General features: G+C 67.3%; 15 protein-coding genes and 2 pseudogenes. All 17 read left to right on the top strand.

The window, feature by feature from the left end; genetic code table 11:
* Positions 1 to 299, top strand: a pseudogene (locus tag H0524_RS08495) (proline--tRNA ligase); the annotation flags it as partial.
* A gap of 217 nt (positions 300 to 516) precedes the next feature.
* Positions 517 to 1,164 (top strand): DUF402 domain-containing protein, encoded by a 648-nt coding sequence (locus H0524_RS08490; RefSeq protein WP_180198155.1) that lies wholly within the window; start codon positions 517 to 519, stop codon positions 1,162 to 1,164.
* A 350-nt stretch (positions 1,165 to 1,514) separates the two neighbouring features.
* On the top strand, positions 1,515 to 1,979 hold the full coding sequence (rpsP, locus tag H0524_RS08485) for a 30S ribosomal protein S16 (protein ID WP_011905207.1): 465 nt from the start codon (positions 1,515 to 1,517) through the stop codon (positions 1,977 to 1,979).
* The gene (locus tag H0524_RS08480) at positions 1,954 to 2,214 is read left to right on the top strand and encodes an RNA-binding protein (protein ID WP_026185045.1); all 261 of its coding nucleotides are present in this window, start codon (positions 1,954 to 1,956) and stop codon (positions 2,212 to 2,214) included. The genes rpsP and H0524_RS08480 overlap by 26 nt, the downstream gene beginning before the upstream one ends.
* Positions 2,214 to 2,756 carry a ribosome maturation factor RimM gene (rimM, locus tag H0524_RS08475; RefSeq protein WP_180198154.1) on the top strand — a complete coding sequence of 181 codons (543 nt, stop codon included), beginning with the start codon at positions 2,214 to 2,216 and terminating at the stop codon, positions 2,754 to 2,756. Before H0524_RS08480 ends, rimM begins: the two co-directional genes overlap by 1 nt.
* A 78-nt stretch (positions 2,757 to 2,834) precedes the next feature.
* Positions 2,835 to 3,608, top strand: coding sequence for a tRNA (guanosine(37)-N1)-methyltransferase TrmD (gene trmD, locus H0524_RS08470; protein WP_180198153.1), 774 nt, complete (start codon positions 2,835 to 2,837; stop codon positions 3,606 to 3,608).
* Positions 3,609 to 3,752: 144 nt separating this feature from the next.
* Complete coding sequence (gene rplS, locus H0524_RS08465; RefSeq protein ID WP_018218952.1) at positions 3,753 to 4,109, top strand: 50S ribosomal protein L19; 357 nt, start codon at positions 3,753 to 3,755, stop codon at positions 4,107 to 4,109.
* A 178-nt stretch (positions 4,110 to 4,287) separates the two neighbouring features.
* Positions 4,288 to 5,160, top strand: a complete 873-nt coding sequence (lepB, locus tag H0524_RS08460) for a signal peptidase I (protein ID WP_180198152.1) — start codon at positions 4,288 to 4,290, stop codon at positions 5,158 to 5,160.
* Between the two features lie 10 nt (positions 5,161 to 5,170).
* On the top strand, positions 5,171 to 5,806 hold the full coding sequence (gene lepB, locus H0524_RS08455; RefSeq protein WP_018725960.1) for a signal peptidase I: 636 nt from the start codon (positions 5,171 to 5,173) through the stop codon (positions 5,804 to 5,806).
* A 165-nt stretch (positions 5,807 to 5,971) separates the two neighbouring features.
* Complete coding sequence (locus H0524_RS08450) at positions 5,972 to 6,784, top strand: ribonuclease HII (protein ID WP_180198151.1); 813 nt, start codon at positions 5,972 to 5,974, stop codon at positions 6,782 to 6,784.
* Positions 6,781 to 7,104, top strand: a complete 324-nt coding sequence (locus H0524_RS08445) for a DUF2469 domain-containing protein (protein ID WP_018218957.1) — start codon at positions 6,781 to 6,783, stop codon at positions 7,102 to 7,104. The genes H0524_RS08450 and H0524_RS08445 overlap by 4 nt, the downstream gene beginning before the upstream one ends.
* Positions 7,105 to 7,334: 230 nt before the next feature.
* Positions 7,335 to 7,943, top strand: a complete 609-nt coding sequence (locus H0524_RS08440) for a M23 family metallopeptidase (protein ID WP_180198441.1) — start codon at positions 7,335 to 7,337, stop codon at positions 7,941 to 7,943.
* Positions 7,944 to 8,255: 312 nt separating this feature from the next.
* Positions 8,256 to 11,429 (top strand): DNRLRE domain-containing protein, encoded by a 3,174-nt coding sequence (locus tag H0524_RS08435; protein ID WP_255435845.1) that lies wholly within the window; start codon positions 8,256 to 8,258, stop codon positions 11,427 to 11,429.
* A 101-nt stretch (positions 11,430 to 11,530) separates the two neighbouring features.
* The gene (locus H0524_RS08430; protein ID WP_180198440.1) at positions 11,531 to 15,028 is read left to right on the top strand and encodes a LamG domain-containing protein; all 3,498 of its coding nucleotides are present in this window, start codon (positions 11,531 to 11,533) and stop codon (positions 15,026 to 15,028) included.
* Positions 15,029 to 15,116: 88 nt separating this feature from the next.
* Positions 15,117 to 20,771: pseudogene (locus tag H0524_RS08425) on the top strand (RHS repeat-associated core domain-containing protein); the annotation flags it as partial.
* A gap of 1,211 nt (positions 20,772 to 21,982) precedes the next feature.
* On the top strand, positions 21,983 to 22,282 hold the full coding sequence (locus tag H0524_RS08415) for a transposase (protein ID WP_309225044.1): 300 nt from the start codon (positions 21,983 to 21,985) through the stop codon (positions 22,280 to 22,282).
* 173 nt (positions 22,283 to 22,455) lie between these two features.
* Entirely contained in the window at positions 22,456 to 22,836 is a 381-nt protein-coding gene (locus H0524_RS08410) for a DDE-type integrase/transposase/recombinase (RefSeq protein ID WP_180198150.1), read from the top strand.
* The last annotated feature ends 6 nt before the right edge of the window (positions 22,837 to 22,842 follow it).

The following is a 22,842-nucleotide window of genomic DNA, read 5'->3' as shown; positions in this document are numbered from 1 at the left end:
CGGTGGCCGACGTGGTCGGTGTGGTGCGCGCGGCGCTCGACGCCGACCAGCAGGCGCTGCACGATCAGGCGCTCGCCAGCCGGCAGGCGCGGACCCACGAGGTGGGGACGCTCACCGAGGCGATCGAGGCGGCGGCGACGGGCTGGGCCCGGGTGCCGTGGTCGGTGGTCGGCACCAGGGGCGAGGCGGAGGCGAACGCCCAGGGTGTGACCGTGCGGTGCCTGATCCGGGCCGATGGCTCGGTGCCGGACAGCGAGGACGAGCCGGACCTGGTCGCCATCCTGTCCCGGGCCTACTGAGCTGCGTCCGCGCGGGTCGGCAGCGTCACTGACCCGGGACCGTCACCCGGTCCGGCCTGAGCTGGCTCGGGCGCACAGGTGGGGCAGCTCGACAGCGAGCGGAGCGACCCCGCCGCGACCCGGGGAGTCATCGCCCCGCCATCGGCGTTCCGACCGCTCGTCGGTGAGGTGGGCTTGGCGTTTCGATCGCTCGTCGGTGGGCGGTAGGGTCGGCCAGGTGAGGTTCGAGCCTGGGCGGTTGGTGGTGCACCGCAACGTGCGGCGGGGGCGGATCGGTTGGGTTCGTCCGGCGCGCGTGGTCAGCGATGACGACCGGGGGCTGCTGCTCTGGATTCCCCGGGGCTCCGAGGTGGCCAGCGAGACCACCGACGCCGGACTTGGGATGCGGGCGATCCCGTTCGCCGAGTGGATCGTCTCTGCCTACCGACTGACGCCCGCGCGGTGGCAGGGGCCGCCCCTGCTGAAGTTCCTGCCGGTCGGGGCCGCGCACTCGGTCTGGTTCTTCCAGGACGAGCAAGGGCATTTCGCCCACTGGTACGTCAACCTCGAGGAGCACGGTGTCCGCTGGGACGACGGGGGGCTCGCCGGCGTTGACGTGGTGGACCAGGATCTTGACGTGTTGATCCACGCGGACCGCCGCTGGGCGTGGAAGGACGAGGACGAGTTCGCCGAGCGGCTCGACTTCCCGGCGCACTACTGGGTACCCGACCCGGACGCGGTCTGGGCCGAGGGGAAACGGGTGATCGCCCGGGCCGAGGCGGGTGACTTCCCGTTCGACGGCACCTGGTGTGACTTCGTGCCGCCGGCCGAGTGGGCGGCCCCGCTGGACCTGCCGCCCGGGTGGGACCGGCCGCCGGCACGCTGACGGCGCCCACCCGGCTGCCGGAACCGACAGCGCCCACCCGGCTGCCGGAACTGATGGCGCCCACCCGGTTGCCCGGAACCGGCCCCCGGAGCATGGCCGGCCCACCCGGACCGAATCAGTGTGCTCTTCGTCATAGGCGAACGGTGAGCCGGAGCCGGTCCGATGTGAGGCTCCTCGGTCCGATCTGGCAGAATGGCTGGCTGGTATCCGACGTGGGTCCGGCGCCCTCTACCCGGGCACCACGTCAGTCCACCCGAGCAGTCTCCGGCCCAACCCCACTGTGCCGGAGAGCGCGCTCACCCGTGCACCGCCCGTCCAGGGGCGGTGGAAATAACAGGAGCGAAAACACTGTGGCCGTAAAGATCCGGCTCCTGCGGATGGGCAAGATCCGCAACCCGCAGTACCGCATCGTCATCGCCGACTCGCGCACCAAGCGTGACGGCCGGGCGATCGAGTTCGTCGGGATCTACCAGCCGAAGCATGACCCTTCGGTGATCGAGGTCAAGTCGGACCGGGTGCAGTACTGGCTCTCCGTGGGCGCGCAGCCGAGCGAGGCGGTGCAGCGCCTGCTGGAGAAGACCGGCGACTGGCAGAAGTTCAAGGGCCTGCCGGCTCCCGAGCCGCTGAAGGTCGCCCCCGAGCGGGTCGACCGCAAGGCGGCCTACGAGGCTGAGGCGAAGGCCGCCGCCGGTCTGGCGGAGGCTCCGACCAAGCCGGCGAAGAAGGCCGCCAAGGCCGAGGCGGCGCCGAAGACCGACGAGGCGGCGCCGAAGACCGAGGAGCAGGCCGGTGCGGGCTCCGGCGAGCAGGGCTGACATGGCACTGCGTCCGGCGCTGGAGCATCTGGTCAAGGGCATCGTCGACAACCCCGACGATGTCCGCGTCCGGCTGGTCGACTCCCGGCGGGGCAAGCGGCTCGAAGTCCGCGTGCACCCGGAGGACCTCGGCACGGTGATCGGGCGGTCCGGACGGACCGCCAAGGCGCTGCGCCAGGTCATCGGTTCCATCGGTGGACGCGGCGTACGCGTCGACATCGTCGACTCGTACTGATGCTCGTCGTCGGCAGGATCGGCAAACCGCACGGGATCCGCGGTGAGGTGACCGTGGAGGTGCGGACCGACGAACCTGAGACGCGGTTCGCCCCGGGCTCGGTGCTGCGCACCGAGCCCGGGGCGAACGTGCCCGCCCATCCCGGCGCGTACCAGGTGCCGGATGAACTGACCGTCGAGGCGTCGCGGTGGCATCAGGGGCGGATGCTGCTGGTGGCCTTCGAGGGTGTGCTCGACCGCAACGTGGCCGAGGCGCTCCGCGGCACCCTCGTCGGGGTGGACCGCGCCGACGTGGCCCCGCCGACGGACCCGGAGGAGTTCCACGATCATCAACTGGTCGGCTTGGCCGTGGTCACCCCGGCTGGGGAACGGCTGGGTGAGATCGCCCGGATCGACCACGCCCCGGCCGCGGACCTGCTGGTGCTGCGCCGTCCCGGCCGCCGGGACGTGTTGATCCCCTTCGTCCGGGCGATCGTTCCCGAGGTCGATCTCGCCGACGGTCGCGTGGTCGTGGATCCGCCCGCCGGCCTGCTTGACCTCTGACCCCGGCGGTCCGCTCGCCCGCCCGGGCGGTTCCGGTGGCCCGGCCGTCCGGCCCGCACAGCTGTTGGAGCCCCCGCAATGCGCGTTGACGTCGTGTCGATCTTCCCGGAGTACTTCGCTCCGCTGGACCTGTCGCTGATTGGCAGGGCCCGGGCCAGTGGCACCCTCCAGCTCGCCGTGCACGACCTCCGTACCTGGACCCACGATGTGCACCGGACGGTCGACGACACCCCGTACGGCGGGGGGCCGGGGATGGTGATGCGGCCGGAGCCGTGGGGGGAGGCGCTGGACGCGCTCGCCCCGCCGGGAGGTAACCCGCCTCGGCTGCTGGTGCCCACGCCGGCCGGTGTCCCGTTCACCCAGGCGTTGGCCCACGAACTGGCCGCCGAGTCGCACCTCCTCTTCGCCTGTGGCCGGTACGAGGGGATTGACCAGCGGGTGCTCGAGCACGCCGCGAGCCGGATGCCGGTCACCGAGGTCTCCCTCGGCGACTATGTGCTCTTCGGCGGCGAGGTGGCGGTGCTGGTGATCCTGGAGGCGGTGACCCGGCTGTTGCCCGGGGTGCTGGGCAACGTTGGCTCGCTGGATGACGAGTCGCACGCCCACGGGCTGCTGGAGGCGCCGATGTACACCAAGCCGGCCGCCTGGCGGGGCCAGGAGGTGCCGGCGGTGCTTCGCTCCGGGGACCACGGGAAGATCGCCCGTTGGCGCCGGGATGAGGCCCTGGCGCGGACCCTCGCCCGACGACCCGACATGATCGCCACGCTGGCTCCGGAGTGCCTGGGCCCGCAGGACCGGGCGAGGTTGGAGCGGGCCGGGTTCCCGACCGCCCCCGGGGGTGTGGCAAAATAGGGGGTTGCCGCAGTCGACCGCGCCCGCGGGTGGCTGCGAGGACCCTCGACCGGGGCCGGTGAGTGCCGGCGGCCACCCGGGGGTCAGAATCACCCATTCGCGCATCGACTGACGATGCGCCGTGAGCCTCGCGAGGACGCAGCGATGAACATCCTGGACGCGCTTGACGCCCAGTCGAAGCGGACCGACGTTCCCGATTTCCGCGCCGGTGACACCGTCAAGGTGCACGCACGGGTCGTCGAGGGAAACCGGTCCCGGGTCCAGATCTTCCAGGGCGTCGTCATCCGTCGTCAGGGTGACGGTCTGCGGGAGACCTTCCTGGTCCGCAAGATCAGCTTTGGGGTGGGGGTCGAGCGCACCTACCCGATCAACAGCCCGGCCATCGACCGCATCGAGGTCGTGACCCGCGGTGATGTCCGGAGGGCCAAGCTCTACTACCTTCGCGAGCTGCGTGGCAAGAAGGCGAAGATCAAGGAGAAGCGGGAGAAGCAGCCGAGCTGAATCGTGCTGCACCACCCGTCCTGAGCTGCACGTATGGTGAACGAACCGGAGGGCACCACCCGGGACGTACCAGCGCAGCCGGACGCCCCCGCCCAGCGGCGGGGCAGGTGTCCACTGCCGCCCGGGGGCCTCGACCAGGCCCCCGGGCGGCAGTGTCGTTTCGGCGGACCGGGGAGGCGTGGTGCAGAGGCGCGATGAGGACGGCACGGTCGATCCACGCCGTCGTCGGGCCCGGCGACGCCGCCGCCCGTTGCCACTCTGGCAGGAGCTGCCGCTGCTGCTGACGGTCACCTTCTGCCTCGCGGTGCTGATCCGGACCTTCCTCCTTCAGGTGTTCTTCATCCCATCCGGCTCGATGACCGAGACGCTGCTCGTCGGGGACCGGGTGCTGGTCAACAAGGTCGTCTACGACGTACGGGACCCGGTGCGGGGCGAGGTGGTCGTCTTCCGCGGCCCCGAGCGGTGGGCTGACCGACTCGACGAGGAGCCCGACCCCGGATTCCTGCGCCGGCTCAGCGCCACCTTCGCTGATCTGGTGGGGGTCGGCGGCCCCGGCCAGCAGGACTTCATCAAGCGGGTGATCGGGCTGCCGGGCGACCGGGTGAGCTGCTGCGACGGGCAGGGGCGAGTGCTCGTCAACGGCGTCGCCATCAACGAGCCGTACGTGTGGCGCGACTCGCCGCTGGACCTCCCGCCGAATCCGGGGGAGTGCCGTGCGCGTCGCTTCGACGAGGTGATCGTCCCACCCGGGCAGCTCTTCGTGCTGGGTGACAACCGGCTGGTCTCCCAGGACGCCCGGTGTCAGGGCCCGGTGCCGATTGACAATGTGGTCGGACGGGCGGTCGGCGTCGTGTGGCCGTCGTCGCGGTGGGCTGCACTCTCCACTCCGGAGGTCTTCGGGAACGTTCCGGCGGCGGCGGGGTCCCCGACCAGCGCGCCACCGCCGGTGGCGCCGAGCCCTGACGGTGGCGCGTTGCTGCTCCTTCCACTCCCGGCCGCGTGGCTCAGTTCTCGCGCGTTCCGTCCGGTGCCGCCCAGCTCGGCAACGTAGGCTCCATTCCGTGATTGACGAGCAGACCGACAAGTCCCGCAACTCCTTCTGGAAGGAGCTGCCAATTCTCCTGGGCGTGGCGATTCTGGTCGCGGTGCTGGTACGTGCCTTTGTGCTGCAGACCTTCTTCATCCCGTCGCCGTCGATGGAGAACACCCTCCAGATCGATGATCGGGTGCTGGTCAACAAGTTGGTGTACGACTTTCGCTCGCCGAAACGCGGCGAGGTGGTCGTCTTCAAGGCGCCGATGTCCTGGAGCCCGGACGAGGAGGACTTCATCAAGCGGGTCATCGGCATCGGCGGCGACCACGTGGTCTGTTGCGACGAACAGGGGAGGATCACGATCAACGGGGTCGCCTTGGACGAGCCCTACCTGTACTCCGTCGGCGGCGAGCGGGATCAGCCCGCTGACCAGGACTTTGATATCACCGTCCCGCGAGGGCGGCTGTGGGTGATGGGCGACCACCGGTCGGCCTCGGGCGACTCGTTGCAGCATTGGCAGCAGTCGGGGGAGGACGTCCACCAGGCGACCGTCCCCGAGGATCGTCTCGTCGGCCGTGCCTTCACGATCTTCTGGCCGCTGGACCGGGCACGCTGGCTGAGCGTGCCCGAGCAGTACGGCCCCATTCCCCGGCCCGGAACCTGAGCCGGTGGGCCGGGTGGGCCCGGTAGGCGACGGCGAAGGCGTCTGGCAGGCTGGGATGGTGACCGTCGCCCACGCCCTTCGTCGCCCCACCCGGGTGCTGCTCGTCGGCGCGTCTGGCCATCTCCTGATCGTCGAGCCGTGGGTGCGCGCGGACAGGGGTGGGCCATGCTGACGCCGCCGCGTACCGTCGTCCGCCGCGATGGCGGGCTCTACGCGCTGGAGCGCGCCCTGCAACGACGCGGATTTCAGCAGGTGGCCGGCGCCGACGAGGCCGGTCGGGGCGCCTGCGCCGGCCCCCTGGTGGCCGCCGCCGCCATCCTGCCCCCGGGGCGGCGCGGGGAGATCGACGGACTCGCCGACTCCAAGCTGCTCACCCCGGCCAACCGGGAGCGGGTGTACGCCGATGTCGTCGCTCGGGCGTCGGCGTACGCCGTGGTGGTGATCCCGGCGGCGGAGGTGGACCTGCGCGGACTGCACGTGTGCAATCTGGCCGCGATGCGTCGTGCGCTGGCGTCACTTGCCACCCCGCCCGAGTACGTGCTGACCGACGGCTTCGGGGTGGACGGGCTGGACGTGCCCGGGTTGGCGGTCTGGAAGGGCGACCGGGTGGCGGCCTGTGTCGCGGCAGCCAGCGTGCTGGCCAAGGTCACCCGAGATCGGATCATGGTGGAGCTGGACCTGGAGTTCCCCGGTTACGGGTTTGCGGAGCACAAGGGTTACATCACCGCCGAGCACTCGGCTGCGCTGCGGGAACGTGGGCCATGCCCGGAACACCGGTTCTCGTACGTCAATGTTGCGACCGTCTCCGGCCGGCACGGGGCCCCGCCCCGGGCTCGGCGACCGCTGGTCGCCGCGGCCGACGAGGCGATGGAACGCGCTGGGGCGGTAGAGGGTACCGTCGGCGTGGCGTTGGGCGAGCGGCCCTGGGCTGCGGCGTTGGTGGGGAATGATGTGGCCATGGAAGGCGGGATGGGATGAGCGCGGAAGATCTCGAAAAGTACGAGACGGAGATGGAGCTGCAGCTCTACCGGGAGTACCGCGACATCGTCCGCCAGTTCTCCTACGTCGTGGAGACCGAGCGTCGGTTCTACCTGGCGAACCAGGTCGACCTGCACGTGCGTAACTCGGACGGTGAGGTCTACTTCGAGGTCGAGATGCATGACGCCTGGGTGTGGGACATGTACCGTCCTGCCCGATTCGTCAAGAATGTCCGTGTGATGACATTTAAAGATGTCAATGTGGAAGAGCTGGAGAAGCCGGATATCTCGCTGCCGGCCGACTCCGGGTTCGGCAACTGACCTCCGGACCTCGCTGACCCGTTTCCCCGGCGGGCCCAGCTCCTGCCGCCCTGATCGCACGCCACCTGAGAATTCACGCCGTCCTGACCGCCCGCCACCCCGGATCCCCTGGCCGGCCTTGTGTAGCAGATCGAAGCGCTCCCCGCACTCTTGTCCACAGTGTTGTGGCTATCCACAGGTGAGCTGGGGTGGGGGTAGCCGTCGACTGGCTGTCCGGGCAGGCTGCCGCCATGGAGCCGTCCCCGATCCTCGCCATCCTGCTCAGCGCCGGGCTGGTCACCACGCCCGCCGTGCCCGCGTCGCCGATGGCGGCGTCTAGCTCGCCGTTGGTGGGGCCCTCGTCGCCGATGGTGGGGTCCACGCCTGGGGGTGGTGCCGCGCCGACTGCGGCGGGCTCCCGATCGCCCGGGACGTTCCCGGCTTTCCAGTGGCCGCTGCCCGGGGAGCCACCGGTCGTGCGACGGTTCGATCCGCCACCGCAGCCCTGGTTGCCCGGCCACCGCGGCGTTGACCTGGCAGCCACCGCAGGCGCACCAGTGTTGGCGGCGGGCGATGGCGTGGTCACCTTCGCCGGTGCCGTGGCTGGCCGCCCGGTGCTCACCGTGATCCACGCCGCCGGCCTACGGACCACCTATGAGCCGGTGCACTCCGATGTCGAGGTTGGCACGCTGGTCCTGGCCGGAGTGCCGATCGGCCGGCTGCGGGCCGGGCACCCGGGCTGCCGAGCTGCGGCCTGCCTGCACTGGGGTCTCCGCCGAGGAGGCACCTACCTGGACCCGTTGGCGCTGCTCGGTCGGGGGCCGGTGCGGCTGCTGCCACTCGACGGTGCGCTTCGGTAGCGGGTACCCCGACCAGTTAGCCCGGCAGCTGGATACTTCAGGAGTTATTAACCGTTTTGGTAGGTAAGCAAGTTTTGGTAATTATTGAACCTTATTGGAGTATAGCCATGCAGTGAAAGCCGGAAGTCCCTTAATAATTAGTTACTCTTGATTTAAGTAGATCTTACAACGCGTCGTTAATAGGAACATTATTGCCTGTTTTGAACTGTCTATCCTCACTCTTTGTAGTTGTTCTTGCGCTTTGGGGAGAGATGCTTTAAGGTCCTCTCCGCAAACGTGAAGATCATGCGGGGAGGGTCTGTGGCGCGTCGGATGACGGCCGCCGTTCGTTCGTGCCTGGCAGTGAGTGTCGCCGTGTTGACGGTGGCCGGGTTGGCGAGCGTGTCGGGCGAACCAGCGGAGTTCCTGGCTGCGGGACCGGATGGCGTGACAGGTGGCGTGGAGAGTCGGTCCGACGAGGCGGTCTCCCTGCGGGCTGCCCGCGAGAGCGGCGAGCCGGTGCAGGTGAAGAGTCTGACCTCGGAGACAACCGAGGTGTACGCACTGCCGACCGGTCAGTTCCGGGCGGACATCGCCGCCGGCATCCAACGCTTCCGCCGGGACGGGAAGTGGGTCCCAGTGGACCTCACACTGCAGGCGGGGCCGAACGGCTCGGTGCGGCCCGTGGCCCATCCAAACGATCTCTGGATCTCGGGTGCCCAGGGCGCGGGCGAGCATGAGCTCGCCGCGGTGGGCCTGGATGAGGGTCGGGTCGCAATGCGGTGGTCCGGGGCGTTGCCGACACCGGTGTTGGAGACCACCCGCGCGACCTACCCGGACGCCCGACCCGGGGTCGACCTGGTGGTGGAGGCAACCCGCCTCGGGTTCGAGCAGTTCCTGGTAGTCAAGAACCGGGCTGCCCTGGCCAGCGTAGCCGAGGTTGACTACGTCTTCTCCGGCTCTGGTGTGGATACCTCAACCCGTGGTGCTGACGGTTCGGTCCTCCTGACCAGCCGTGCGGGCGAGCAGACGGCACGCATCCCCGCTCCACTCATGTGGGATGCGCAGCGGAACGTGGCTGGCAGTCCGGTCAATCAAGAGCCGGTCCGCACCGATGTGGTTAATCGGAGCGGTCAGGTCGAGCTAACGCTGACTCCGGACCTGGACTGGCTGCGCAGCGACTCGACGGTCTATCCGGTCACTATCGACCCAACGGTTGATCCGTTGGGGACGACGTTCGACACGTACGTGCGGGAGACCGTTACCTCTGACCAGAATCAGCAGGGTGACCTGCAGATCGGGCTGTTGGCTACCACCCCGGCGACCCTTGCCCGCTCGTTCATCACCTGGGACACGACGGTGCTTGGCGGCAAGCAGATCACTGCGTCGACGGTGTCGTTCTGGAACTGGTGGTCGCACACCTGCACCCCCACGTCGTGGGAGATTTGGACGACCGGCACGTCGACCTATACGACCACATTCACAAACCAGCCGGAGTGGTTTACCAAGGAAGCCGCGTCAACGCAGACGCACGGGTCGACCGATTGCAGTGATGCGTGGGCGACGATTGACGGTCGGAGTTTCTTCCAGCGGGCCGCCACGGCGAACAAGACCCGGTCTGGTATGGGGATCCGCGCGACCGACGAGACGAGCACCTCCGGTTTCAAGCAGTTCCGGTCCCGGGAGGGCGCCAGCCCATCGCAGGACCCGAAGGCGTCGGTGACCTACAACTCGTGGCCGACGGTGGAGTCCCGGTCAACCGTTCCCACCACCACGTGCGTGACCGGCTCCGATCGTCCGCTGGTGAACACGCTCACCCCACAGTTCAAGGCGACCGTCTCGGACGGGGATGGAACGGCCATGGCGGTCACCTTCGAATGGTGGGCGATGAATGCCGACCGTCCGGTCGGCTCGGTCAGCTTCAATAGTGTCGCGTCCGGAGCCACGGCGGCGACGACGGTCCCGGCCGGCGACTTCGTGGACGGTGGCATCTACCGCTGGCGGGTGAAGGCCGCCGATGGCGTATCCGGCAGCGATGTCTGGTCGTCATTCTGCGAGATGCAGGTCTACACCACGGACGTCCCGGTGACCGGCTGTGTTGGCGGCACCGACAGTGACTTCAACGGGGATGGCATAGCTGACATCGCTATCGCCGATCCGGAAGCGACCGTCGAGGGCAAGGAGAAGGCGGGCCACATCCGGTTGGTGTACGGCGGCGGCGCGGGCACGGTCGACACGTTGCATGAGGGCAACTCCCAGGTGCCGGGCGCGGTCGGGGCGGGTGACCAGTTCGGGTATTCCGTGTCGGCGTATGACGCGAACAACGACGGCTGTACTGACCTTGCGGTCGGGGTGCCCTTCGAGGACCTGGCGACCGCGGAGGATGCGGGCGTCACGTACGTCCTGCTCGGCACGCCGGACGGACTCGCGCAGGGGCCCGCGTCGTTGATCTTCCACCAGGGCGGGGGTGCCACTCCCGAGCAGGCCGAGGTCGACGACCAGTTCGGGTTCGCCGTGGCTGGTGCGGTTTCTCTTACCGGGGAGCCCTATCTTGTGGTCGGCGCTCCCGGTGAGGACATCGGCGACTCGGTTGACGCCGGTGTGGCGCACTACTTCCGCGGAAGTCTCAACGTGCTCTTCCAGGCCGGGGAGCTCATTCCGGGCGTGGTCGAGCAGGACGACCGCGTGGGCTACGCGGTGGCGGCTTCGTCCAATCACTTCGCCATCGGCTCCCCGGGTGAGGCGATCGGTCCTGAGGTGTTCGCGGGAGCTGTCGGCGTGTTCAGCAGCTACGAATTGGTCGAGGGTAAGCCGAAACTGGCGGTAAATTTCCACCAGAACGTCGCCAATGTGTCGGGCGTGGCAGAGGCCAACGACCTCTTCGGTAAAGCGATTTCGATCGCGCCCTACCGGCCGGCTGGTGCCGCGGCGGACCAGGCGGACTCGTTGGTGGTGGTCGGGGCCCCTGGTGAGGACATCAACGTTGATGAATCCAACACCGTGGTCGCAGACGCGGGCCTGGTACAACGGTTCCACGTCACCGCCGACGCGACCTTCACGGAGCTGCCCGCGCTCACCCACGCTCTGGAGGATGGCGCCTACCTGGGCGAGGAGGTCGCGCTGGTGAACACCGAGCCGGCCAGCGACGGCACGAACGACACCATGTTCCTGGCCGTCGGCGTTCCCGGTGCGGACGCGCGCGACGTGCTCGACGCGGGTCGCGTACTGGTGTTCCCCGCCCTGGCCGACCCGATCGGCACACCGACAACGATCCAGCGCGACGCCGCCAGCCTGCCCGGCAGCGCCGTGACACAGGAGTTGATCGGCGCCAGTCTGGGGGCCACCTCGCAACAGCTGTACGTCGGTACTCCGTATCGCGATCCGGCGGTATACGGATTCGCGTGGTCCAGCCTGGCCGGCGGCGCGACGTCGCCGAGTACTACCTGGCAGCCCGGTCAGGGCGGAATTCCCGCCGGTGGGACCGCCTTCGGCGCGGCGATCGGGTGATGGCACACATGACAACGCAGAGTTCACCGGGGGAGGAACGTACGGTGGTTCGTCGCAGGCGTCGGCGGGACGGGCTGTTCAGGGTCGGGCTGGTGGCCGGCATGCTCGGTCTGTTGGCCGGGATGGTGTTCGTGCAGCCGGATGAGGCGGTGCCGTTGGTCCCGACCGCCGCGTTGGCGGAGGAGCCGGTCCGGGACACCGAGGCGGAGGCGCTGGTAGCGGCGAAGGAGCTTGACCAGCCGGTGGAGGTGCTGGCGCTCCGCACGGAGTACCGGGACGTGTTCGCGCAGCCGGACGGGACGCTGATCGCCAACGACTACACCCAGCCGGTCCGGGTCACGCAGGGGGATGACTGGGTTCCTGCCGACGCGACGTTGGTGGTCCAGCCGGATGGTTCGTACGGCCCGAGCGCGGCGTTGCTCGGCATCCAGCTCTCGCCCGGCGGCGACGTGCCGCTGACGGTGGCGACGCGGGATCAGAAGAGTATGACCCTGACCTGGCCGCACGGTCCGCTACCCGAGCCGGTCGTCGTGGGCAGCGAGGCGACGTATCCGAACGTGCTCCCGGACGTGGACCTGGTCACGAACGTTACGGTCGAGGGCTTCTCCCACGTACTGGTGGTCAAGACGCCGGCTGCGGCCGAGCTTCCAGAGCTGCAGGACCTTCGGCTCGGTGTCACCACTGTCGGGTTGACGATCGAGGAAACCCCGGAGGGGGGCGTGGTGGCGCTGGACCCGGCCACCGACAACCCGGTCCTTCAGGCCGACGCGCCGACGATGTGGGATAGCGGACCCCAGGAGGACGGTGGGGCGTTGGCCGCCAAGGCCCTGCGTTCCGCCAGTGGCACCAGCGTCACCTCGACCGATCCTGGTGCGGCTTCCGCGCAGGGCCCGGGTGACGCGTCGAAAGTGGCGCCGGTCGAGCTGGAATACGTCGAGAACGTGCTGACGCTGACCCCGGATCAGGGCATGTTGACCGATCCGGCGGCGTCCTTCCCGCTGTATATCGACCCGGTCTGGCAGAGCAGCACCAACAGTGGCTGGGCGATGGTCGACAGCGGGTATCCCAACGAGGAGTACTGGAAGTTCGACGGCAAGCGGCACGAACGGATCGGGCGCTGCCCCGAATCGTGCTTCAACTCCAAGGTCAAGCGGCTGTTCTACCGGCTCGCCACCCCGTACTCGGGTCGAACGATCCTGAAGGCGGAGTTCAAGGTGACCTTGCAGCACGTCTACAACAGCACGGCCCGAGCGGCCGCGCTGTATCTGATGCCGGCCGGGATCAGCTCCGCCACGAACTGGAACAACCAGCCTGGTGGCTCCGGGTGGTCCGGAGCGACGCGCCTCGCCACCAGTTCTCCCACCAAGACCCAGTCGAGCTGCACGTCCACCAACCAGAACACGGAGTGGAACGCGAAAGCCGCCGTGGAGCTGGCGGCGAAGAACGGGTGGAGCACGGTGACGTTCGGTCTGCGGTCGGTCAACGAGACCAGCGGGTTGCACACGAAGCGGTTCTGCGACAACGGTGTGCTCTCCGTCCAGTACAACCGGGCACCCCTGATCGCGAACGCGAACGAGCTCACCATGTCTCCGGGAGGCCAGTGCGTCTATGGCGCGGCGGCACCCTATGTGGATGTGCCGCCGCGGCTGAACGCGGTGCTGCGGGATCCGGACCACTCCTCGGCGCACACCGAGCAGATCAAGGCCCAGTTCAAGGTGACCTGGACGCCGAGCGGTGGGACGGCGCAGTCGCGAAGTTACACAACACCGTTGAAGGCCAGCGGATCGGTGTTCTCGTACACGGTGCCGAGCGACATCGCGCAGAACGTGCCGATCTCGTGGGAGGTACGGGCTAGCGACAACACCAGCTGGGGTCCGTGGAGCAGCGACGGATCCCGCAATGTCTGTCAGTTCTTGTATGACAAGTCGAGCCCGACCCCGCCGGACGTGGACTCCGCCGTGTATCTGCCGCAGGACGCAGCGGACAACGGGACGCCAGACGCCCCCCTGTGCATCGAAAGCGACGAGTGGCTGGGTTCGATCGGTATCCCAGGCAGCTTCATCTTCGACTCCGCCGCGACCGACGTGGTGGAGTACCGGTACGGCTTCAACACCAACCCGGCGCCGGGAGTGAACGTGCTGGTGCCGGAGACCGACGGCGGGCCGGTGACACTGACCGACTGGTACCCGGACAAGGAGGGCCCGCGGACGATCAACGTCCAGGCCGTGGACCGCGCCGGACGGTCGAGCACCATCGCCTCCTGCACCTTCCGGGTGGGTAAGCGGCCGCCGACCGCTGCCTGGGCCCTCGGCGAGGTCGCCGGACAGGACATGGCGGACGACGCGCTCGGCGGCAACGACGCGACCGCCGGTAGTGGCGTCACCTTCGGTGTGGAGGGGCCGGGCGGCGCCTCCGACACGGCGGCCCAACTCGACGGGACGAGCGCCGGCTATCTCACCACGGCGAGCAGCGTGCTGACCGACACCTCCAGCAGTTTCGCCGTCAGCGGCTGGTTCAAGGTCGATGATCCCTCCCGTCAGCAGGTGGCGGTGAGCCAGGACGGCACCGGTGAGCCGGGCTTCGCGCTGGGCGTGCGAAGCGGAGCCTGGTTCTTCTGGGTACCGACCACCGAGGTCAACTCGCTCGGTCGGTGGGAGGTGACCGCCGAAGCGGCCACCACCGACTGGACCTACGTCACGGCGATCTTCGACGGCGGCAAGAAGGAGATGTCACTCCAGGTCGGGGCCAACCCGCCGCACGTCGCCGAGCGCCGTTCATTGACGAAGTCGCGTGGTTCACTCCAGCTCGGTCGCCGGCTCGTCAAGAGCGGATACGCCGACTACTGGCAGGGTGCGATGGCCGACATCGCCGTCTTCGACCGGCTGATCGTCGACGACGAGGTCACCGCACTGCAGAAGACGCCACCGAGCCGGAAGGCGTACTGGCGGCTGAACGCGGAGACCGACATGCTCAGCCCGGAGCACGGCGGTGGAGTGGGGCTGACCCTCGGAACCGGCGCGATGATCTTCAAGCATCCGGTGTTGGCGCTGCTCGGCGGGGGCCACCTCGCGCTCACCGGTAGCGCGGACAGCTACGCCACCACGCCCACCAACGCCGACATGGCGGGCAGCTTCTCGGTCAGCGGCCGGGTCAAGCTGACCAGCAGCTGCGAAGGCACTCCAATGACGGCCTTCTCCCAGAAGGGCAGCCACGGTAGCTCGGTGGTGGTGCGCTGCAACGAGGCCGGTGAGTGGGAGCTGGCCGTTACCGAGACCGACGAGGTGGGCCCGGAGTGGATCACTGGGGACACCGAAGCGAAGCCGAAGTTGATCGGCAAGGGTGACCACCTGGCGCTCGTTTACAACGGCTACACCCGAGAGATGGTGCTGTACGTCAACGGAGAGCTTCGGACGGCGATCGAGTTGGTGTCGCCGTTTGTCGCCACCGGTGGCGTGCAGGTGGGCCGGGCGTTCCTCGACGACTCGTTCCAGGAGCACCTCTCGGGGGCCGTCGACGATGTCCGGGTCTACGACGGGGTCGCTGACCCGGTACTGATCCAGCGGCTCAACGTGCAGACCCGCGAGCAGCTCGCGCTCTGACACGACCGTTGCTGGGTCCGCCCTTTGTGGGGGGACCCAGCACAGCTCACGCCTTCCTTCCGATGTTCCTCGACCCCTTGGAGGGGTGATGTTCTCCCGACATCTGGTCCGGCGCGGCCCGTTCCACCGCCGCATCGTGCGGCCGGTCGCCTGGGCGATGGCCGGCGTGATGGGGGCCAGCCTCATCCAGGTCGGGACGCCGCCTGCCGCGGCGGAGCCGAAACTGAACCGTCCCGCCACCACCGACCCGGGGACGATCCTGCCGACGCGGGATCCGCTGCCGGCCAAGCCACGTACGGCGAACCCGGCGGTGATCGCGGCCGCCACCGAACCAGATGCAGTCAGCTGGCCCGCAGCTGGGGTCGCGGACATCAAGGTACCGACCACCGCAGCGGTCAGCGCCACCGCCAGCGCCGGCATTTCGGCTGAGACCGCTGTCACGCCGGCCGAAACCGCCGACATCGGTGGACTGCCGGTTTCGGTGACGCCGGCACCGGAGACGACCGACGCGAAGCCCAAGGCATCGGCACACCGGGACCGTGGCACCGACCCCGCCCCCAGCAAGGTGCGGGTCGAGGTGCTCGACCGCGGCGCCACCGAAGAAGCAAAGGTCGACGGTCCGCTCGTCCGCGTCACTCGAAACGACGGCCGGTCCAGCGACGGCACGGTCCGGCTCGGCCTCGGCTACGCGGGCATCGCAGGTGCCTACGGCGGTGATTTCGGAGCCCGGCTGCGGTTGGTCCAGCTGCCGGAGTGTGCCCTGACCACTCCCGAGCAGGCGCAGTGCGCTGCCACGCCCGTGCCCACGACCAACGACAGCGCGTCGAAGACGCTCTCCGCCGAGGTGCGCACCGGCGCGCTGGTCGCCATGGTCGCCGACGACTCCTCGTCGCAGGGGGACTACAGCGCGACGAAGCTGGCGCCGTCGGCCAAGTGGTCGGTCGGCCAGTCAGGGGGCGGCTTCTCCTGGAGCTATCCGCTACGTACCCCGCCGGTGCCGGGTGGCGACGGGCCGCCGATCACGCTCGCCTACTCGTCACAGTCGACTGATGGTCGGACGGCGGCGACAAACAACCAGGGCTCGTGGATCGGTGAGGGCTTCAACTACGAGCCCGGCCACATCCAGCGTCGGTACAAGCCGTGCTCGAAGGACGGGCACGACCGGTACGCCGACCAGTGCTGGGCGTACGACAACGCGACCATCTTGCTCAACGACCAGTCGACGGAGCTGGTCAAGTCCGGCGACACCTGGCGGTTCGCGGACGACGACGGGTCGAAGGTCGAGCGGCTCACCGGCGCGGACAACGGTGACAACAACGGTGAGTACTGGAAGGTCACCACCACCGATGGCACCGAGTACTACTTCGGTATGAACCGGCTGCCCGGCTGGACCTCCGGCAAGGAGGAGACCAAATCGACGTGGACGATGCCGATCTACGGCGACGACAAGGGTGAGCCGTGCTACGACGAGGACTTCACCTCGGCGTACTGTGACCAGGCGTGGCGGTGGAGCCTCGACTACGTCAAGGATCGCTATGGCAATGTCAGTTCCTACTTCTACCAGCAGGAGATCAACCACTACGCCCGGGGCAAACGCACTGATGTCAACGGTGTGCCGTACGTGCGCGGGGGTTGGCTCAAGCGCATCGACTACGGACAGCGGCACGAGGCGGTCTATACGACCGATGCTCCGGCTCGGGTCCGTTTCGACACGAAGGAGCGGTGCCTGCCGAGCGGGGAAATCGACTGTGACCCGCAGGATCTGACCGACGATACCGCGTCGCACTGGCCGGATGTGCCGTTCGACCGCAACTGTGCCGCGAACACCAAGTGCGCGCTGGACCAGATTGCCCCGAGTTTCTGGACCCGGGCCCGGCTGACCGGCATCACCACGGAGATCCGCGAGGGCACCGGCTGGGCGGCGGTGGATCACTGGAAGCTCGACCACCTGCTCACCGACAACGGCGACGGTTCCCGGACCCTCTGGCTTCACAAGATCACTAACAAGGGTCTCTACGGTCCTGGCGTGGATATCGCCATGCCATCGGTGGAACTGGGGGGTCTGCAACTGCCCAACCGAATCGACCGCGATGGCGACCACATCGCCCCACTGGTGCGCTTCCGACTGGCCACGGTCTGGACCGAAACCGGTGGCCAGATCGACGTCAACTACGCCACCCCGGACTGCACCCTGTCCAACCTCCCCACTCCGGGCAACAGCACCCGCCGCTGCTACCCGGTGCGGTGGAACCCACTCGGTAGCGGCGACCCGATCACCGACTGGTTCCACAAGTATGTGGTCGAGCAGGTCGTCGAGACCGACCGCACCGGTGGAGCGCCGGACATGGTGACCCGCTACCAGTACCTGGACGGGGCGGCGTGGCGGCACGCGGACCCAGACGGGATCACCGATCCAAAGGACCTGACCTGGAATAACTGGCGCGGCTACGGCCGGGTGGTCGCTACCTCCGGTGACGGCCAGGTCCAGACGACCAAGACGGAGTACCGCTACCTGCGGGGCATGCACGGCGACAAGGATCCGGACGGTGGCACTCGCACGGTCACCGTGACCGACTCGACGGGCGGCACCCATACCGACCACGACGAGTTCGCCGGCCACCAGGTGGAGAGCATCGTCTATGACGGTGCCGAGGCGGTGAGCAAGGAGATCGCGACTCCATGGCGGCACAACACCGCGACGGAGACCCACAGCTGGGGCAGTAAGAAGGCCTGGTTTGTCAACACCACCACGGCCCGGAGCTTGGTCGCGCTGGCGGCTGGCGGCTGGCGGGAGACGAAGGAGACGTCGACCTTCGACACGAGCTTCGGCCGGGTGACCCAGACCGATGACGAGGGCGATGTCGCCGTCACCGGGGACGAGTCGTGCAGCCGCACCACATATGGCGACAACCCCACGCGTCACCTGCACAGCCTAGTTTCGCGCGTCGAGTCAGTGTCGGTGAGGTGCTCCGTCACCCCCGACCGCAGTGAGCAGGTTATTTCCGACACCCGGACCAGCTACGACGGCAAGGCCTTCGGTGAACCGCCGACGTTGGGTAGCCCGACCCGCACCGAGCGGCTCAAGAGCCACGACGGCACGTCGGCGACCTACATCCGTGCGTCTGAGGGCACCTTCGACGAGTACGGCCGTCCACTGACAGCGGTCGACGCTCTGGGAGCGGTCACGACCACGGAGTACACCGATTCGGACGGCCTGACCACTATGGTCAAGGAGACCAACCCGCTGCAGCACATCACCACCACCGAATACACCCCTGCCTGGGGGCTAGCGGTGAGTCAGGTGGACGCGAACGGTTTGGAAACTGAGCTGGAATACGATGGGTTGGGTCGGCTGACAAAGGTCTGGTTGCCGGACCGTTCGGGTCTCAGCGGACTCGAACCGAGTATGCGTTTCACCTATCTGGTCCGCACCGACAAGCCGGTCGCCGTCAAGATCGAGCGGTGGCAGGCCGATGGCTCCTACCGCGTCGAGTACCAGCTGCATGACGGCCTGCTTCGGCCTCGGCAGGTGCAGTCGGAGGGTCCGGACGGCACCCGCGCGATCGAGGATACTTTTTACACCGCGACCGGCGAACTCGCGAAGACGTATGCAACTTACACTGTGGCAGGTGAGCCCGCGGACGAAATCTATCCCGCCGTCAACGGTGACGTGAACGGCCAGACCCTTTACGTCTACGACGGCGCTGACCGGGTAAAGGCCAAGATCTTCGCCGTGGCGGGCAATGAGAAGTGGCGCACCACGACCACCTACGGTGGTGACCGGGTGTCGGTGGACCCGCCGGCTGGGGACACACCCACCACCACTGTCACGAACGCGCTGGGCAAGACCACCGAGCTGCGGCAGTACAAGGGCAGCGAACCGTCGGGCGACTTCGACGCAACCAGTTACGTCTATGACGATGCTGGTCGGCTTGAGACGGTTACCGGTCCGGCCGGGAACGTCTGGACGCACGAGTATGACCAACTTGGCCGGAAGGCCAGCTCGGTCGACCCGGACTCGGGCAGGTCGACGTTCACCTATGACGATCTGGACCGGATCACCAGCACCACCAACGCCCTGGACCAGACGATCAGCACCACCTACGACCAGATCGGTCGCAAGAGCGCCGTCTACCAGGGCTCGGCCGAGACCGGTGAGCTGCTGAGTAGCTGGACCTACGACCTGGAGATGCTGGGTCACATCTCGTCGGCAAGTCGGTGGGTCGAGGGGCACGAGTACGCCACCTACTACTCGATCTACGACGAGTTCTACCGTCCCGCCGGCACCTACATCTCCGTGCCGGAGCACGCCGGCGCGGAACTCGCCGGCCTCTACACCTTCGGCACCGAGTACAACTCCGACGGCACCGTCCAGTCGAGGTCCTGGTCCGATGGGGGCGGCCTGCCCTTCGAACCGATCATCTACACCTACGACGAGATACGACGCGTGACCGCGATGACGGGTGACGCCGCCTACGTGACCGACGTCGACTACGCCAGCACCGGCGAGGTTCTGCAGACCGAGGCGGTGGTGGGTAGCCGAAAGGTGTGGTCGACCTACGAGTACGAGCAGGGCTCCAAGCGGCTCACCCGCCAACGGCTGGACCGTGCCATGGCCCCGGTCGTCGACATCGACGCCCGCTACACGTATGACCCGGCCGGCAACATTTCGAGTATCGCCAACAACCCGTCCGGCACCCGGGACACGCAGTGCTTCACCTACGACTACCTGCGCCGGATGGAGCAGGCATGGACGTCGGCGAGCACCGCGGAAGACCCGTGCGAGGGTGGTCCGTCAGCAACCGGAGTGGGCGGTGTAGCCCCTTACCACCACGCCTACACCTTCGACGCGACCGGTAACCGCGCGACCGAGACCCAGTACTCGACCAGCGGCACCTCACTGATCGAGCGCAGCTACAGCTACCCGGCCGCCGGCGAAGAGCAGCCGCACACGCTCCGGGAGATGACGGAGAAGACTGCGCAGGGCGACGGGCTGCACTCCTACGAGTACGACGCGACCGGTAACACGACGAAGCGCACGAAGACCGGTGAGGACCAAACCCTGGTCTGGGACGCCGAGGGCAACCTCGAATCGGTCACGGACGCCGACGGGACGAAGACCAGCTTCCTCTACGACGTGGACGGTTCACGGATGCTCCGCAAGGAGCCGGACGCGACTACGCTCTACCTGCCGGAAATGGAAATCCGGCTGGACCACCAATCCCGGTCCACGGAGGCGACCCGATACTATCCGCTGCCCGGTGGAAGCACCCTGGTCCGCAAGGTCGACGGGATCCGATATGTGGCCAACGACCACCACGGCACCGGCCAGGCGGTAGCCGACGAGGCCGGTGTGATCATCCACCGACGGACGACGCCGTACGGCGAGGTCCGCGGCGCCGAGTCGGGGGAGTGGCCGACGGAGAGAGGCTTCGTCAACGGGATCATCGACCCCAGTACCAACCTGATCAACATCGGTGCCCGGGAGTACGACCCGGTTATCGGCCGGTTCATCTCCGTTGACCCAGTCGTTAACTTTACTGACCCCCAACAATGGAACGCCTACGCCTATTCCAACAATAGTCCCGCGACATTCTCGGACCCCACCGGGCTCATCCCCCTTGCTACCGGCGGTGGAGCTGAAGAGGAGGCCTATTGGAAAAAGCAAAACAAGAAGCTCGTATATGACACCCAAAGAAATAAGTGGAAGGTTGTTAATCGCCCTCGAAAAGGCTACATCCCCCTCTACGTCCCCCCCTGGTCCCCCTTTTACGATCGACAACGTCCAAAGGTTTTAATGCCGGACACGCCCTGGGTACCACAACCGCCGCCGCAGCCAGCACCACCGGCTCCGACCCCGGCCAAAGAACGTCGCAATACCTCTCGCGAGCCTTGCTACGAGGACGGAAAGGATATGATCGCGTTTTGCGTCGGTGCTAGTGCGCAGCTAGGCGGTTCCGTAGGCGTGTCGCTGTGTATCGGATGGGACGATCGCGGTGGTGGCATCTATGCTGGTGGAAAGACGGGAATGGGTCCGGGTGTCGCTGCTGGTGTGTCGGGCGGCTTTCATGCCTCCAACGGAGGGGTCAAGGACCAAGCTGGCACATCGGTATACGGTCAAGCGGGCCTGCCGCGCCCCGTGGGCGCAACCGTCGGATGGTCCACCTCGGAAGATGGTAGAATCCATACGACGAACGGCGAGCTTGGCGCTGGTCCGGGTGTCTCATTTGGTGAAGCAGGGCTTTCTCGGAATTGGGTCCTGGCTTACTGGGAGTGATTAGTCAAGAGTGGGTATTTTGTGAGAAATCCGCATGAATTCAGCAAGCTGCGTCAGAGCTTTGTCTATCGGCTTCATATTTGGTTAATACGAATATTCTTCATCTCATTCGCGGCTGGGTTGCTCGTGATTCTAGCTCGGGCCTCCGGATTGTTGCTGGATCAGTTCAGGTCACTGGTAGCCGTGACGGTAACTGTGGGAGGTGGTGCTGTAATTCTAGGGATGATCACGATGCCGAAAGTGTCACAGGCGTTACGGGAAGTGGGTGCAATGAGAAGTATTGATGCACAAATCCCGTACCTTCGTAATTTTGTAGCTGATATTTTCGGCCTCAAATAGCATGTACGTTGAGGAGGTTTAGTGACTTTTGCGGGAGGTGTTTGTGCTCGAAGTGGGTCAGGTGTAGTGCGGCGGTGGCAATGTCTCCGATCCGTCGAGGGCTGACGTTGGTGCGGCGTTTACCGCTTCCGGCCAGGATCGCGAAGCCGTGTTCGCCTTGCTGGCGCAGACCGCGTAGGGGCCGGTTGTAGCCGTGGGTGTCGGGTCGGGTTTGATGCCTTGACCTGCGCCTTAAGTCTGCTGCACCGATAGGTGACATCTGAGATGGCTTGCCCTGTGGGCTGGCTGGAGGATGCCGCTGTGCCCAAGCCTTACCCCGAAAGTTCCGTGATGACGTCGTGTGTGTTGCTCGTGACCGCGAGGCGGGAGTGACGGTCGAGCAAATCGCGAAGGACTTCGGGGTGCACCCGATGACGTTGTTCAAGGGGTTGCGCCAGGCCGACGCGGGGGCAACGCCCGGGACGGCCAGCAGTGAGTCCGCCGAGCTACGCGAGGCGCGCAAGCGGATCAGGTTGTTGGAGCAGGAGAACGAGGTTCTGCGGCAGGTGGCGGCCTACTTGTCGCAGGCGCATCTGCCAGGAAAAGGCTCTACCCACTTGTGTGTGAGTTGGCCGCCGATGGGATCCCCGTGGCGGTGACGTGCCGGGTTTGAACATCGCTCGCCAGCCCTACTACCGGTGGCTGGCCCGACCCGTCACCAGCGTCGAGGAGGTGGCGGCGTGTCGGGCTAACGCGTTGTTCGACGCCACGTGACGATCCGGAGTTCGGCTACCGGTTGCTTGTCGACGGGGCCCGCGACGCAGGGCAACCGGTGGCCGATCGCACCGCGTGGCGGATCTGCTCCGGCAACGGCTGGCGGAGCGCCTTCGGTAAGCCAGGCCCATCAGTGCATGACGACCTGGTCCAGCGGGACTTCAGCGCCGACGGCCCGAACCGGCTGTGGCTGGCAGACATCACCGAGCACCACACCGACGAGGGCAAACTCTACCGGTGTGCGACCAAGGACGTCTGGTCTCACCGGATCGTCGGCTACTCCATCGACTCGCGGATGAAGTCCCGCCTGGCCGTGGCCCCACTGGACAACGCCGTCGCCAGGCGCGGTGACCTGGCCGGCTGCATCCTGCACGCCGACCGCGGATCCCAATTCTGGTCCAGGAAATTCGTCCGAGGCCTCAACCACCACCCCCATTGAACTCGA

The sequence above is a fragment of the Salinispora sp. H7-4 genome (genome assembly GCF_013416675.1).
Classification (GTDB): Bacteria; Actinomycetota; Actinomycetes; order Mycobacteriales; family Micromonosporaceae; genus Micromonospora; species Micromonospora vitiensis.
Note: the sequence above shows the minus strand (reverse complement) of the source record. Positions and strands in the feature narration are given on the sequence as shown.